General features: G+C 44.2%; 12 protein-coding genes. 8 read left to right on the top strand and 4 right to left on the bottom strand.

All coding sequences use genetic code 11. The features are described from left to right. Positions 1–3: 3 nt before the first annotated feature. Positions 4–1,035, bottom strand: coding sequence for an ATP-dependent 6-phosphofructokinase (locus GJU82_RS11135; RefSeq protein WP_153632207.1), 1,032 nt, complete (start codon positions 1,033–1,035; stop codon positions 4–6). A gap of 426 nt (positions 1,036–1,461) precedes the next feature. Between GJU82_RS11135 and GJU82_RS11140 the strand changes: the two genes are divergently transcribed. Further along, a complete protein-coding gene (locus GJU82_RS11140) occupies positions 1,462–2,253 on the top strand; it encodes a DUF1080 domain-containing protein (RefSeq protein ID WP_153632208.1) in 792 nt (263 codons plus the stop codon). Positions 2,254–2,303: 50 nt separating this feature from the next. On the opposite strand, the gene GJU82_RS11145 is transcribed toward GJU82_RS11140, so the two are convergent. Beyond that, positions 2,304–3,314, bottom strand: coding sequence for a hypothetical protein (locus GJU82_RS11145; protein WP_153632209.1), 1,011 nt, complete (start codon positions 3,312–3,314; stop codon positions 2,304–2,306). A 171-nt stretch (positions 3,315–3,485) separates the two neighbouring features. Between GJU82_RS11145 and GJU82_RS11150 the strand changes: the two genes are divergently transcribed. From GJU82_RS11150 to GJU82_RS11160, 3 genes are all read left to right on the top strand, one after another. Then, the gene (locus tag GJU82_RS11150; protein WP_153632210.1) at positions 3,486–4,148 is read left to right on the top strand and encodes a porin family protein; all 663 of its coding nucleotides are present in this window, start codon (positions 3,486–3,488) and stop codon (positions 4,146–4,148) included. Between the two features lie 36 nt (positions 4,149–4,184). Beyond that, complete coding sequence (locus GJU82_RS11155; protein ID WP_153632211.1) at positions 4,185–5,834, top strand: NAD+ synthase; 1,650 nt, start codon at positions 4,185–4,187, stop codon at positions 5,832–5,834. A gap of 130 nt (positions 5,835–5,964) precedes the next feature. Next, positions 5,965–6,666, top strand: coding sequence for a Crp/Fnr family transcriptional regulator (locus GJU82_RS11160; RefSeq protein ID WP_153632212.1), 702 nt, complete (start codon positions 5,965–5,967; stop codon positions 6,664–6,666). Positions 6,667–6,730: 64 nt separating this feature from the next. Here the strand turns inward: GJU82_RS11160 and GJU82_RS11165 are convergent, their stop codons facing one another. After that, positions 6,731–9,214: a bifunctional UDP-N-acetylmuramoyl-tripeptide:D-alanyl-D-alanine ligase/alanine racemase gene (locus GJU82_RS11165; RefSeq protein ID WP_153632213.1), complete on the bottom strand. Its 2,484-nt coding sequence runs from the start codon at positions 9,212–9,214 to the stop codon at positions 6,731–6,733. Between the two features lie 6 nt (positions 9,215–9,220). Beyond that, positions 9,221–9,796, bottom strand: coding sequence for a thymidine kinase (locus GJU82_RS11170; RefSeq protein ID WP_153632214.1), 576 nt, complete (start codon positions 9,794–9,796; stop codon positions 9,221–9,223). Between the two features lie 204 nt (positions 9,797–10,000). Between GJU82_RS11170 and GJU82_RS11175 the strand changes: the two genes are divergently transcribed. The 4 genes from GJU82_RS11175 (at position 10,001) to GJU82_RS11190 (ending at position 16,249) form a co-directional block, all read left to right on the top strand. Next, positions 10,001–10,729, top strand: coding sequence for a hypothetical protein (locus tag GJU82_RS11175; protein ID WP_153632215.1), 729 nt, complete (start codon positions 10,001–10,003; stop codon positions 10,727–10,729). A gap of 4 nt (positions 10,730–10,733) precedes the next feature. Further along, positions 10,734–11,456 carry a 16S rRNA (cytidine(1402)-2'-O)-methyltransferase gene (rsmI, locus tag GJU82_RS11180; RefSeq protein WP_153632216.1) on the top strand — a complete coding sequence of 241 codons (723 nt, stop codon included), beginning with the start codon at positions 10,734–10,736 and terminating at the stop codon, positions 11,454–11,456. Positions 11,457–11,484: 28 nt separating this feature from the next. Continuing rightward, complete coding sequence (locus GJU82_RS11185; RefSeq protein ID WP_153632217.1) at positions 11,485–12,282, top strand: YjjG family noncanonical pyrimidine nucleotidase; 798 nt, start codon at positions 11,485–11,487, stop codon at positions 12,280–12,282. 721 nt (positions 12,283–13,003) lie between these two features. Next, entirely contained in the window at positions 13,004–16,249 is a 3,246-nt protein-coding gene (locus GJU82_RS11190; RefSeq protein ID WP_153632218.1) for a SusC/RagA family TonB-linked outer membrane protein, read from the top strand. Positions 16,250–16,257: the final 8 nt, after the last annotated feature.

Raw genomic sequence — 16,257 nt, forward strand, 5'->3', positions numbered from 1 at the left:
AAATTACTCGTCGCCAAACGAAACACCCAGGTTCCGTGCTTTGGTAATTAAAGCATCCCCCGGATCGACCAGGCGCAATTTTCCGCCAACTTCATCCAACGGCGCAGCTGTTAATTCGTTTCGACGCATGGCTACCATGTTGTTATAAGCTCCTTCAGCAATCAATTCAGTAGCAAAAGCTCCGTACTGAGTTGCCAAAATCCGATCCATTGGCGATGGCGTCCCTCCCCGTTGAATGTATCCCAAACGGGTTTCGCGGGCTTCGATACCGGTGTAAGTTTGAATATTTTCAACGACATAACGTGCAGCCGAAATCTTTTTGGGCTTGTCAATTCCTTCCGCCACCACAACAATCGAGTAAGGTTTTCCTTTGGCAAAACGTTCTTCGATGGTTTTACATACTTTACCGATATGGTATTCGATTTCGGGAATCAGGATGATATCGCCACCACCGGCCATTCCGGCATATAATGCAATCCATCCGGCATGGTGCCCCATCACTTCGATAACCATGGCACGCTGATGGGAGTTGGCTGTTGAGTGCAAACGATCGATTGCTTCCGTGGCAATTCCCACCGCTGAATCGAACCCGAAAGTAATATCCGTGCCGAAAACATCGTTATCAATTGTTTTGGGAATACCAACGACGTTCAATCCTTCCTTCGCCATCATACTGGCTGTCTTCATGGTTCCATTGCCACCAATGCAAACCACACAATCCAGTCCCAATTCTTCATAGGTTTGTCGGATTAAGTCGGGTTTATCGTTAAACTCCTCCCCTTTTTCCAGCTTGTACGGCTTTTCACGGGAGGTTCCTAAAATTGTCCCGCCAAGGGTAATGATCCCGGATACCTTCGGTTCGTCAAGCTTGAAGTATTCCCTATTGATTAATCCACTGTAACCGGCTGTGAATCCATAAACGTCCATACCATATGTCATAATGGCTGTTTTAGCGACACCGCGAATAGCAGCATTCAGACCGGGGCAATCGCCACCGGCTGTAAGAATTCCAATTTTTTTCCCTTTTTTACTCATGCTGGCCGGAGTTTAATCCCTATGATAGTAATTAAGAAATGTTCTGAATTGCAGTTTTAAGAACGATTTTGCCTGACAAATTAATAGAATTACAACGGGTATCGAAAATTTATCCATTCAATTTTTCTTATTTTTGTCAATGACTGCAAGTCCGGGCTTGTTAATCAACGACCAAACCAAACCTGATTCTATGCACTGCGAAACTCTCATCACGCACAATTGACAATTTGATTTACTTCAGGAAAGTGAACTTTAAACACTATAGCGTTTGCATAAAATTATCACCGATGATGAATTAACAAACTTTGGGACAAAAGTATCTGCGAATACCCACAGAAGTTTTTAATCTTCATCTATTTTATCAATTAATTTTTAAATTAGCGAAGAAACTGAAATCGTAACACGAACAAACAAAAGCATCTTCTCATGAAAAAAATTATTATGTTCCTGATGGTTGCTGCCATCGCATTTGCAGGTTGTAAAAATCAATCGAAAAAAGCTACCAAAGAAAACACCGCTGCAAAAAAAGTAGAAAAAAGCGTACCTGCCCCCCTCAACACATTAACTGACCAGGAAAAGAAAGACGGCTGGATCCTGTTGTTTGACGGCAAAACTTCCGACGGCTGGCGTGGTTATAAAAAAGATCACTTCCCGGCAGGTTGGGAAGTTGCTGACGGAACGTTGCACTGCCTTGGCTCCGGACGTGGAGAAGCCGGTTCTGTAGACGGTGGTGACATCATCTATGATAAAAAATACGGCAACTTCGACCTGAAACTGGATTGGAAAATTTCGGAAGGTGGAAACTCAGGTATCATGTATCTCGGACAGGAAACCAAAGATCATATCTGGGAAACTGCGCCCGAAATGCAAATTCTGGATAACGAGCGTCACCCGGATGCCAAATTGGGGAAAGACGGAAACCGCCAGGCAGGTTCGCTGTATGACCTCATCCCGGCAAAACCGCAAAATGCCAAGCCAGCCGGCGAATGGAATTCCATTGAAATTATCAGTTACAAGGGGACCATTGTACACAAACAAAACGGTGAAACCGTTGTTGAATACCACCTCTGGACTCCGGAATGGAACAAACTGGTTGCCGGCTCCAAATTCCCGGCACTGAACCCCGACTGGGCAAACGTTGCCACTGAAGGTTACATCGGACTGCAGGACCACGGAGACGATGTTTGGTTCCGCAACATTAAAATTAAAGAACTCTAAAAAGGATCTTCTAAAAAAAAAGGCCAGGAAAGTCCCGGGCCTTTTTTTTATCAATCAGGATTGTATCCCGAGCGGTTCAGAATTTCACTGTAATTGGTGTCTTTCATAAATGCTTCAAGGCTTACCCCCTTATTCTTTCTCATGTACTGCCGAACGATTTGCCACCCGAGCCAAACCCCTGTTCGCCCGGGAGATTCGGAAGTAAAACTACTGGTGTAAGGCGCCGGATTGATATAATGCAAAACTTCCAGGTGTTCGGTCGAGAAAAGCAACTTATGTCCCACCAGGTAAGTCCACATTGCCCCTTCATTCTTTTTACACCACTCCAGCTTTTTCGCAGGATATCCAATTTTCAGGCTGTCCTCCATTTCTGGAAACATGGCATCCAAAAAGTACATCAGCTTTCCCTGGTAAATCATATGTTGAATAAGTTTACTTCCGTTAAGGTTCCCGGGATATTCCGACATGGCCCAACCGCGCATGGCATCCGGGGCAATCATCTGCGGACGCATATTTTTCCTGCGGTAATCAGACAAAGCCAGTTCTTTGTAAAAAGCATTACCTGCTCCAAGGTAGTTGTCGAGACTAATTCCCAAAATTCCCTGAGCCATTACAACCGACTGATTGAAGCCCGAAATACAGGTATAAACCTTTGGGACCTCCATATCGGGAAAATAATATTTATAATGTTTGAACGCCTCCGTCAACTGCCCTTCCAGTCCCGATAAATCAGGATATACCGAATCAACTGCAGCCTTGGCCTTTTGAATCATCGGATCAGTTAAAAACTTCTGAAGATAATCTGGATATTGAATATCATCCGGATTTCCCAACCGAATCATCCGGTAATTATACAGATTGAAAAAATTGCCATACCCCTTTTTGAGCTGCGGCAGCATCGAATCCTCATTCAACGGCGTAACCTTAAATAAATCCTGGTCTAGCCGATTTATTTTTACAGAAACATCGATACCTGAAACATCTATTTTTAACGGATTCTGCCGGCAGGCTGTGAAACCAATTAACAGCGCCGGAATAAGCAGCAGGAAAATTTTCTTCATCTGGTTCAATTTAGAATTATCATTAATTTTGTTCAATTCACTTAAAAACCGGAGATTTGTGTCTTAACCAAAGTTTTAACGAAGCCTTGCAAACAAAGCGCTTTTTCATAAACTTCGTGTAAAAATAAAAAACCAGCAGTAAATTATTTGTGTAATCTTGATTATCGTAAAATGAAAAAACCTCTTGCACTCGCAGTTGTTCTAACGATGATGGCTTTCTCATCATACGCTCAGCGGCCATTTCGTCTAACATTTGTAGCCAGTCCGCAGTTTTCGTGGTTAACATCCGACTCGAAAAGCGTGAAAAACGACCAGTCTCATCTGGGTTTTGATTATGGTGTTGAAGCCGATATTTTTCTCGGAAGCGAAAGTTATGCCTTGACTACCGGTTTGACCATGAACCAAACGGGAGGGAACCTGATTTACCAAACCGGGCAGAATTTCACATTTGCCGGCGAATCGCTTCCTCCCGGAACGCAGATAGAATATCGACTGAAGTACCTGGAAGTGCCTCTCGCGATAAAACTTCGGTCAAAAGATTTTGGGCGAATGAATATTTATGCCCAGTTCGGATTGACCAATTATTTGAATATTAAATCTTCAGGAACGAGCAGTGATGGCACTCTGGACCATACCAATGTCAGTGATGAGGTGAAAATGTTTAATATGGGTTTGAATATTGGATTTGGATTGGAGCACGATTTGGGCGGAAACAATGCGTTGACTGCCGGTGTTACATACAACAACGGTTTCACCGATGTAACTTCGAATTCCTCCGTCAAGGATAACACCAATCTGAAAAGTCTGCGGTTTCGTCTCGGATTCATTTTTTAATTTAGTTAACTGTCACTCTAAGCATACGCTGAAACAATGAAAATTGCGCTGGCACAACTGAATTACCATATCGGTAATTTTCAGGATAACAAGGGAAAAATCATTCGCAACATCGGCAAGGCCCGTGAGGCGGGCGCCGAATTGGTCGTGTTTTCGGAGTTATCGGTCACCGGTTATTACCCGCACGATTTGCTCGAACGGAAAGAGTTTATTGAGCATTCGCAGAAAACCATCGAAGAGATTGCCCGCCACTGTACGGGCATCGCTGCCTTGGTGGGCGGACCAGGCATTAACCGCAGCCCGAAAGGAAAAATGCTGTACAACAGCGCTTTTTTCCTGAAGGATGGCAAGATTGAAAGTGTGCATCACAAAACGCTTTTGCCCACGTACGATGTGTTTGATGAGTACCGCCACTTTGAACCCAACCATAATTTCGAACTAATCGAATTAAACGGGAAAAAACTGGCCGTTACCATTTGTGAGGATTTGTGGTACAACCAACCGGTATTAAGCGCTTTCGGGAGGGAAAAATTGTATGCGGTTTCCCCAATGGAAGAATTCGCAAAGCAAAATCCCGATTTGGTTATTAACCTTTCAGCGTCGCCCTTTTCCTACAACCAGGAGAAGCTTCGCAAAGACATTTTGCTGAACAATGCCCACGATTTCAATATCCCGATTGTTTATGTAAACCAGGTAGGCGCACAAACTGAAATCATCTTCGATGGTGGTTCTCTTTTCATCGATGCCAATGGTGACGTGGTAGATGAGCTGGCCTATTTCGAAGAAGACTTCCGGATTATCGATACCGAAAACACCAAATCGAAAGGCATCTTGCGCGAATACGAGCCCATCGCGAAAATGTACGGCGCGCTGATTTTGGGTATCAAGGACTATTTCGGAAAAATGGATTTCAAACAAGCCACCTTAGGACTTTCAGGCGGAATCGATTCAGCGGTAACCGTCGTTTTGGCTGCCCGCGCACTTGGCCCCGAAAATGTTCGCGTGTTGTTAATGCCATCAAAATATTCGTCGGGACACTCCATTGCCGATGCCCGCGATCTGGCTGAGAACCTGGGAATACAATACGAAATAGTCAATATCCACGAAATGGTCGATGCTTTTGACCAGGCATTAGCCCCAATTTTCGAAGGTGTGAACCCGGATGTAACCGAAGAAAATATTCAGGCCCGCATCCGTGGGACATTGATGATGGCCATTTCCAACAAATTTGGCCATATTTTATTAAATACGTCTAATAAAAGCGAGGCTGCGGTCGGTTACGGTACGCTTTACGGTGACATGAACGGTGGCCTTTCGGTGCTGGGCGATGTCTATAAATCGGATGTATTTGCATTGGCGCGTTTCATCAACCGCGAGCACGAAGTGATTCCTGAAAATACCATCATCAAACCGCCGTCGGCCGAACTTCGTCCCGACCAAAAGGATTCTGACTCGTTACCTGATTATGATATTTTGGATAAAATTCTCTTCAACTATATCGAGCTGGCCAAAAGCCCTGACGAAATCATCCGGATGGGGTTTGACGAGGAGACGGTTCACATGGCCGTACGGAAAGTTAACATGAACGAATATAAGCGATTCCAAACACCGCCAATCCTTCGGATATCCTCGAAGGCATTCGGTTTCGGACGCAAAATGCCACTGGTTGCCAAGTACCCTTATTGACATTATTAAGGTTTTATTTACAGCATTTCCTCAGACCTCTTAAATCTGAGTTTACAATTCCTTCAAATTAATTTTATATTTGGATTAATTATTTAACTTTGATGCTGTATAACATAAATGCCCAAATTATATGTTTAGTTCAAACTTTGACCTCGAAGGTCAATTTGAAGACAACAAAACCATATTTTATCTCCTGACTCCCGGGGAGAAGGCAGAAGTAGAGAAATATCAGACCTTAACCTATTACAAGAAAAACGAATATATCTTCAAAGAGGGTGACAAACCTGCCGGGATGCAGTACCTGAGAGAAGGAAAGATTAAGATTTTCAAAGAAGGGGTTGGTGGTCGTGAGCAAATCATCCGGATGGTCAAGCAAAACGGTTTGATTGGTTACCGGTCGTTGCTTGCAGATGAGATGCATAACGGAACAGCTGTAGCCATTGAAGAATCGGCTATCATCACCATTCCGCCGGATATTCTCTACAACGTATTATTGCGTAATCACGATTTTTCGCTGGCACTGATGAAAGATTTAGCCCGTGAGCTTGGTTTTTCGAACCAACGAACGGTTAGCCTTACGCAAAAACATATCCGCGGACGTCTGGCCGAATCGTTGTTACTGCTCCGCAATCAATACGGTTTTGAAAATGATGGCATGACGCTGAAAGTTTACCTTTCGCGCGAAGACATTGCCAATCTCTCGAACATGACAACCTCCAACGCTATTCGCACGCTCTCGACCTTTGCCGGTGAAAAAGTGATTGCGATTGACGGAAGGAAAATTAAAATACTGGACCTGCAACAATTGCAGCGCATCAGTAAATTGGGTTAGCCAAAGTCAGTTTGATAAATAAGACACAAGTCCGGTATCAGTAAAAAAAGATTACCGGACTTGTTTATTCCTCAAAATACACGCGTTTTACCCTTTGTCCGACGGAAGTCAGCACTTCATAAGGAATGGTATGTAATTCTTCGGCCACTTCGCCTACCGGGATTTCTTCCCCAAACACAATCACCCTATCGCCTTCTTCCACATCTAAGCCGGTCACATCAACCATGCACATGTCCATGCAGATATTTCCCACTACCGGGACCTTCGTCCCTTTAACACTCACTTTTCCCACACCGTTACTCAGCAACCGGTTAAAACCGTCAGCATAACCAATGGGCAAAACGGCAATCTGCATATTTTCTTTGGCAACTCCTTTTCGCCCATAGCCGATAGTTTCACCAGCCTGAACGGTCCGAATCTGTGATATTGTCGTCCTCAGTGTCGCTACATTTTGCAGTTCATTCTGAACAAAGGAACTCACACCATACAAGCCAATCCCCAACCGGACCATATCATATTGCTTTCCGGGGAAACGCTCGATACCCGCTGAATTCAGAATGTGCTTCAGAATTTTATAGTCAAAGCCATCCGCGACAATTCGGCCCAACACCTCAAAACGCTCAAACTGCTTGTCGGTAAACGAGTCTTCAACCGGTTCATCCGAAACGGCCAGGTGCGAAAAAATCGACCGTATATAAATGGTATCGCGCGCCTGAACAAAAGCAACCAGCTCTTTCAAATGCTCCTCCGTTTCGAAGCCCAGCCGCTTCATTCCCGTGTCAAGTTTCACATGGATGGGAAAATTCCGCATCGCATTTCGGTGAAGTGCCGCTTCAAAACTCTTCAATAATTCGAGCCGGTAGATGTTGGGTTCCAGCCGGTTCCCTATCATTGCATCGAAACTGTGCTCTTCCGGGTTCATCACCACGATGGGTAACCCGATGCCTTCCCGGCGAAGTGCCACACCTTCGTCGGCAATGGCCACGGCCAGGTAGTCGGCTCGGTGAAATTGCAATACACGCGCCACTTCCGTGGAACCGGTCCCGTACGAAAACGCTTTTACCATGGCCATGATTTGGGTTTCCGGCTTCAGCTTCTGCCGGTAAATTTTCAGGTTATGCGCCAGTGCCGACATATTTATTTCCAATACCGTTTGGTGCACTTTCTCCTGCAACATACCCGATATTAAATCGAACCGGAACGTTCGCGCTCCCTTCAGCAAAATCACTTCATCATGGAAATTGCATCCGTTCAGATGTTGTAAGAAATCTTCGGTGGAATTATAAAATGCCTTGTCTCCTACCGGGAAAAGTTCCTGATAGCGGTTAATTTTGGGGCCAATCCCGACAAAACGATCAACCTTGCGTAACGCAAGATATTCCGCTACTTGTCCGTAAAGTTGTTCTTCGGGAATTCCGGATTGCAAAATATCCGACAAAATGACCGTACTGCGTTTGCCGCTGTTCCCCGCCTGCTGCCTCAAAAAATCAAGTGCATTGAGCAGTGAACCGGTGTCGGAATTATACGAGTCGTCGATGACAATGGCCCCATGTTGACCTTTCTTTAGCTCAAGCCTCATGGCAACCGGTGCTAACCGGGCAAAACGCCCTTCAAAACTCCCCGGTTTGTATCCCATCGCCAGCATCGTTGCCCAGCAATGAATACCATTCTCTACGTAAGCATCGTCGGTAAACGGAAGAAAAATTGTCATTTCACTTCCGTTAAAAATTCCGTCTATTTGCGAACCATCTTTTCTTCTTTTGTCTTCCCCGATGAATAAATCGGCACTTTCGTCTTCCCGCGACCAGCGAAAAAGATCGGCGCTCCAGCCTTCTGTCTTTTTCGTGGTAACCGCTTTTTGCAGTTCGTCAAAATCGGAACAGTAGACAAAATGTTTGCTATGATTGAAAAGCTGCAGTTTTTCTTTGACCAAATGACGCTGATTCCGAAAATTCTCGAGATGGGCCTGGCCAAGGTGCGTAAATACGCCCCATTCGGGATGTAACAGGTTCTCGAGCTTTTCCATTTCGCCCGGCATGGAAATACCAGCCTCAAATATGGCCAGATTGAATTGCTCATCCATCAACCAAACCGATAGCGGATTTCCAATCTGTGAATTGTAACTTCGCGGGCTGCGAATAATTTTGTGTTCCGGCGCCATCAACTCACTCAGCCACTCTTTCACAATGGTTTTCCCATTGCTACCGGTAATCCCGAGAACCGGATAACTAAACCGGTTTCGATGGTACGTTGCCAGTTTCTGAAGGGCCTCCAACGAATCGGGAACCTGGATAAAAGCAGCTTCTGTAAATTCTGATCCAGCCGGTATTTCTTCAACAACAAAAGCCCGGACACCGTGCAAATAAGCATCCCTTACGTATTGGTGGCCATCGCGCAGATTTCCGCGAAGTGCAAAAAACAACGTCTCCGGTCCGGCTAAAACGGTACGACTGTCGAACGATAAAAACCGGATGTGCACCCCGCCGTTATTTCCGTTCAAATTCCCGTTCGTAATCTCCGATACTTCCTTTAAGGGATAAGCTGTCATAAGTCGTTATTTGGTCGCTTCGCGGTAGCACGACCGGCAAAGCGGTTCATAAGCATCTTTTTCGCCCAGCAATACCAATTTATCGGCATCGCTCAACCGATGGCTGTAATGAGCTAAATTTCCGCAACGCATGCAAATGGCATGTACCTTCGTCACATATTCGGCACAAGCCATTAAACCCGGCATAGGACCAAACGGTTTGCCACGGAAATCCATGTCGAGGCCGGCCGCAATTACACGGACCCCTTGATCGGCCAGTTTCATGCACACATCCACAATCCCTACATCAAAAAACTGGGCCTCATCGATACCCACAACATCCACATTACTTGATAATAAAAGAATATTCGAGGAGTTTTCAACGGCCGTTGAACGAATGGCGTTTTCGTCGTGCGACACCACTTCGGTTTCCGAATACCGGACATCAACAGCGGGTTTAAATATTTCCACCTTCTGCCGGGCGATTTCGGCACGGCGCAACCGACGAATCAATTCTTCGGTTTTTCCTGAAAACATGGAACCTGCAATTACTTCGATGCAGCCATGTTTTGTTTTTGCATTTAGGTTCGTTTCGATAAACATGAGGTAAAAATAACCAAATTGTCTCCTTTCACAGAGATTCTTTTTCCACAATTGAACGAAATATGTATTCAATCATTTCTTAATCCCAGACCAGGCTAAATTAACCGTTTTTGATTAAGGATTAATAACGAACAAGATACACGCAGGACCTGACTTTTTTATACTTTTACTTCCACAAATACGAACCGCAAAACCATCATACATATGGAAGCCTCAATATTGTTGCAAATCATCAAAGATGACATCAAAATATTAAACAATCTGGCACTTGATTTAACAACCGATGCCGGACTCTCTTCCGATGAAGTGGAGATTGTCCTTACCCGTGCAAGGAATGTGGTAAAAGAGTTGGAATTGCTGGAATCAAAGGCTTCGGAAAAGGCTGGCCCCAATCAAGTGGCTACTTCCCTGCAGCCCCCAAAAAAGGTCGAAGAAAAGCCGGCGGAAACTGAGACAAGAGAGGACATAACTCCGAAGATCGCTAAGAAAGAAGAGATCAGCAATGAAAAGAAGCCGGAAGTGAAAGAACCGGAAATAAAAGAAGAACCAAACACGAATACAGAAGAAATTGCGGATGACCCCGATATGGAATTACTGGAGATAGGACAAGAGACGAAGCGTAAAACCCTGGGGGAATCAGTTTCTGCACAACGCTCTCTAAACGACTTGATTGGAGATGGCCACACTGAAGATGCTTACATGAACCGGCCACTGAAGAGTATTCGCGAAGGGATCAGCCTGAATGACCGGTATCTTTTTGTCAGGGAGCTTTTTGAAAACAGCAACGATAAGTTCAATGAAACGGTTGAAACACTGGATCGGGCAGAAAACATACAGGAAGCTGTTCATTTTCTGAAATCAAATTACAAATGGAATAAGTCAGAAACCAGTCAAAAGTTTTTGTCACTGGTTAAACGCCGCTTTTTAAATTAACATTATGGGAAAATTGTTTCTCATCCCTACCCCGATTGGGAACCTGGAAGATATAACATTCCGGGCCGTGAGGATTTTAAAGGAAGTCGATCTGATATTAGCGGAAGACACCCGGACCTCGGGAAAATTGCTAAAACACTATGAAATTGAAAATCGAGTAACAGCTCACCATAAGTTTAATGAACACAAAACAGCCGGCCGGTTTGCCGAACGAATTTTAGGTGGCGAAAGCATTGCACTCATTTCCGATGCCGGTACCCCGGGGATTTCCGATCCCGGCTTTCTTTTGATCCGAAGTTGCCTGGACATTGGTGCCGAAGTGGAATGCCTTCCCGGAGCAACCGCTTTTGTCCCCGCGCTTGTCAACTCCGGATTACCAGCTGATAAGTTCTGCTTCGAAGGGTTTCTTCCGCAAAAGAAGGGACGACAAAAACGGCTCACCGAGTTGGAATCGGAAGAGCGGACCATCATATTCTACGAGTCGCCACACCGGCTGCTGAAGATGCTGGAACAGTTCGCCGAGCATTTTGGCGAAGAAAGACAAATTTCCGTTTCCAGGGAACTTTCCAAGCTGCATGAAGAAAATGCGCGAGGTACCATTGCCGAAGTTTTAGAACACTTCACTGAAAAAGGAGTGAAGGGTGAAATCGTCGTCGTACTGGAAGGTTTGCAACATGCCCTCAAAAATAAAGACAAAAAGAGGCACGAAGGAGATGAGATGCCTTGAAGTATCCTCACTGACCAAATTTGTTTAGATGAAACATTACCGGCACCTGTTTTTTGATTTAGATAATACCCTCTGGGATTTTGAAACGAACTCGTATCATGCACTTGAAAGCGCTTTCCGACAATTAGGCTTACACGAAAAGCTAACCAGTTTTGGGGACTATTTCAAAATCTATTACCGCATCAATCATCATTTGTGGGAATTGTACCGAAACCGGGACATCACGAAGGAAAAACTGATTGTTAAACGATTTGAGGACTCTTTGCAGGAATACGGACTGCCCCAACCCGGAAAAGGGAGGGAGATCAACGAGGCATACTTATCTCAGATGCCATTAAAAACCCAATTAGTTGAAGGTGCCCGGGAAGTACTGGAGGCTTTGCATAAGAAATACAAGCTTTACATTATTACAAACGGTTTCCGGGAAGTTCAACACCAAAAACTGACCAACACTCAACTGGAGCATTTTTTCCATAAGGTATTTATATCGGAAGCTATCGGTGCACCCAAACCCAGTCGTGAAATATTTGAACATGCCCTGAAATCCAGCAATGCGCGTAAACTGGGGTCATTGATGATTGGTGATTCATGGGAAGCAGATATAAAAGGCGCCCTGGAATTTGGCATTGATCAGGTCTTCCTTTCGGATGATTTTTCAAACTACCTGTTACAAATAAAGGAAAAGCCAAATACCCATGAAATAGAAAATAAGAACGGAGATTACATCCAACTTACGAATGGCCAGTCCTCCACTTATTTTATTCATCGCCTATCGGAATTAATAAACATCCTTGATATAAACACCCCTAAATATCATATTCATTAATCGGAAACACCTATTCATATTCGATTCAGTCACGACGAACCGAATTCCCCAATTTAATCCTTAACGTCTCGGGACAAAGATCCTCTTTTTCGCGACCTTTCCACAGAAACTACACAAAAACCAGAAATACCCCCACCATACCACCATCGATACATTGTTTTTTATGTATTTTTTCAAATACACCCCCATAAAATATGGACGCATATGTTACCTAACAATTATCATTGCCAACAACCGTTATTTATATTCTGTCTAAATTAATATAGCCGTTTATGTTTTATAATGATTCTGTAAAACATGAAAAATCCTCACTTTCTGACAATTTCAAATTGTAAAAAGTAAAAAATGACTTCAATCATGGTTAAAAATCATTCTTAACGAACCTCTCGCAGACATCTATAAAGTTGCATATAAATTTCATTTGAATATATTTGCATTCAGTAACACTTTTTAACCAATACTTTACAATTAATTACGAATTGAAATGAATCAGTGTTATTAAGCAACCGACATGGCAGAGTCGGCCAAAACAAAAAATCAAATTTTGAATTGATATCCGGTCGTTGAACCGGATGAGGTGGGGTCATGGTCCTTAAACCATGTTAGGCCAGATAAGCAAATCCGGCGTGTGTGTATTTTTCTTATTCCGAATGCTTGTAATTTCTATAACCACCTGAAAATTGGGAATTAATGCTTACTGTTAAACGTTAAAACTATTTTTATGAAAAAATTTTCGCTGTTACTTGTTCTCCTTGGTTTTCTTGGATTGCAGGTCGCTTTTGCACAAACCAGGGACATTTCAGGCCTTGTGACCTCCGGCGAAGACGGAAGTACAATACCTGGGGCATCTGTCGTTGTTAAGGGTACCACGCTGGGTACAGTTACCGACATGGATGGTAAATTCACATTGAAGGTACCGGAAAATGCCGCTGCCTTAACGGTCACTTTTGTGGGAATGAAAACTAAGGAAGTTCCCCTTACTTCTCAAAGTGTTTACAACATTAAACTTGCACCGGAAAATATTGCGGTAGATGAGGTTGTTGTAACGGCACTTGGTGTCTCGCGTGAGAAAAAATCGTTGGGATACGCTGTTCAGCAAGTTAGCGGTGATGATCTGAACAAAGTGAAGACCGACAACTTTGCGAACCTTCTATCGGGTCGTGCTGCTGGTGTACAAATTAAAGCCAACGGTAACATGGGTGGTTCTACCAACGTAGTTATTCGTGGTAATGCTTCCTTAACCGGTAACAACCAGGCACTTTTTGTTGTGGATGGTATTCCGATTAACAACTCCACAACCAACAACTCGGGACAAACAACGGGTCGTAATGGTTATGACTACGGTAACGCTGCATCGGATATCAACCCCGATGATATTGCATCGATTAACGTACTGAAAGGTGCTGCTGCAACGGCCCTTTATGGTTCGCGTGCTGCAAACGGTGTAATCATGATTACCACCAAATCGGGTAAGAAAAACAAAAAAGGCGTAGGTGTAACGGTTAGCTCCAACATTACAGTTGGTACAATTGATAAGAGTACCTTTCCGAAATACCAGCACAATTATGGTGGTGGTTACGGTCCGTACTACAGTGGCGGAAATTATCCGGGGCTGTTCCAGTATGACGTAAACGGAGACGGAACACCGGACCTGGTTGTTCCGACGACGGAAGATGCCTCAATGGGTGAAAAATTCGACCCTGGTTTGATGGTTTATCAATACAATGCTTTCGTTCCGCAGTCGCCAAATTATGGAAATCCCACTCCATGGGTTGCTGCAAAAAACGGCCCGGATACTTTTTTTAACACGGCGCTCACCAAATCAAACAGTGTTGATATTAGCGGTGGTGGTGACAAATCAACCTTCCGCTTAAGTTATACCAATTTCGATCAAACCGGTGTTATGCCGAACAGTGAGTTAAAGAAAAACAACTTCAACTTCAATGCAACGTATAATATCCTTGATAACCTTAAGGTTACTGCCATGGCCAACTACATCAACACCGTAGGCCAGGGCCGTAACTCTACCGGTTATAGTGATAATATCCTTACTTCATTCCGTCAGTGGTTCCAAGTAAACGTTGACATAAAAGAACAGGAGAGACTGTTTAAGGAAACAGGTCAGAATATTTCCTGGAACCGCCACTCTCCATCTAGCGGAACTCCCGAATATTGGGATAACCCTTATTGGGTTCGATTTAAGAACTACGAGACCGACAGACGTAACCGGTTAATTGGTTACACCAAGTTGGACTGGACCGCTACTGATTGGGTGACCCTTACCGGACGCGTTTCTGTAGATACTTATGATGAGCTGCAGGAAGAAAGAAAAGCCACTGGTTCTGTCGCCGGAGAATTTGGAGTTGGCCGTCCGGATGTAACTTCGGGATATTCGAGATTGAACCGCTGGTTCATGGAAACGAATATCGACCTGATGGCCAACTTTAATAAAGACCTGACGGACAAATTGAATTTGACCGGTTTAATCGGTATGAACATCCGTAAGACCAAAATCGATCAAACTTATGCTTCTACCAATGGTGGTTTGAGTTTACCGGATGTATACGCATTAAGCAACAGTGCTTCTCCGATGCTTCCACCCGATGAACTTTACAGTATTGTAGCAGTAAACGGTTTTTTTGCACAGGCATCACTGGGTTATGACAATTACCTGTATCTTGACGGAGCTGTTCGCCGTGATCAATCATCGACATTACCTACGTCAAACAATGCTTATTACTATCCCTCTGTTTCGGGTAGTTTTGTTTTCTCCAATCTAATCCAGAACGACTGGCTGTCCCTTGGTAAGATTCGTTTGAACTACGCTGAGGTTGGTAACAGCGCTCCGTTTGCCAGTATCAAGGATACCTATGTACAGAGCTCCCCGTTCAATGGTAATCCGATGGTAACCGTTCCTGATACGAAAAACAATGCCGATCTGAAATCGGAGAGAACCAAGAGTTTGGAAGCCGGTCTGGAAATGAACTTCTGGAACAATCGTCTTGGATTCGACGTTGCTTATTACGATAACCGATCGGTTGACCAGATTATGCCTGTAGCTGTTTCCTATGCAACCGGATACTACGGTAAATATGTAAATGCCGGTGAAATACAAAACAAGGGTATTGAACTTCAGTTGAATGCTTCTCCCGTTGTTAGCAATAAATTCCGCTGGGATATCAACGTAAACTGGTCGAAGAACAACAACAAGGTAACTTCTCTTGCACAAGATATAAGAAACCTTCAGATCGCATCACTGCAAGGTGGTGTAACTATCAACGCCCGGGTTGGTGAACCTTATGGTGCCATTCAGGGAACTGACTATATTTACCAGGATGGACAGCGTGTTGTTGGAGCTAACGGTCATTACGAAGTGACTGCTACTTCAGACCAAATTATTGGTAACATTAACCCCGACTGGGTTGGTGGTGTTAGCAACACGCTTAACTACAAAAACTTTACACTGAGCTTCCTGATTGATGTACAACAAGGTGGTAGCGTATTCTCGCTCGACCAATGGTACGGTATGGCTACCGGTTTGTATGCTGAAACAGATTTCACTAACGACCTGGGAAACCCCGTACGTAATTCTATTTCCCAAGGAGGAGGTTACATTCTGCCGGGTGTTAAAGAAAATGGTACTCCAAACGACGTTCGTATCGCAGGAGATAATTATCACGCATTCGGATACACTGACAGCCCTAACGCCAGATTCGTTTATGACGCTTCGTACATAAAACTACGTTCAGCTTCATTGACCTACAACTTCCCGAAAACATTGCTCAGCAACACCTTCATCGCAGGCGCTTCTTTGAGTGTTGTAGGTTCGAACCTTTGGATTATTCATAAAAACCTGCCGTATGCCGATCCGGAAGCCAGCCAGGGTGCCGGTAATATTCAAGGATGGCAGAGTGGTGTAATGCCAACCACCCGGAATATTGGTTTTAGTGTAAAAGTTCAATTCTAAACATCGAC

It is taken from the genome of Prolixibacter sp. SD074, from assembly GCF_009617895.1.
Classification (GTDB): Bacteria; Bacteroidota; Bacteroidia; order Bacteroidales; family Prolixibacteraceae; genus Prolixibacter.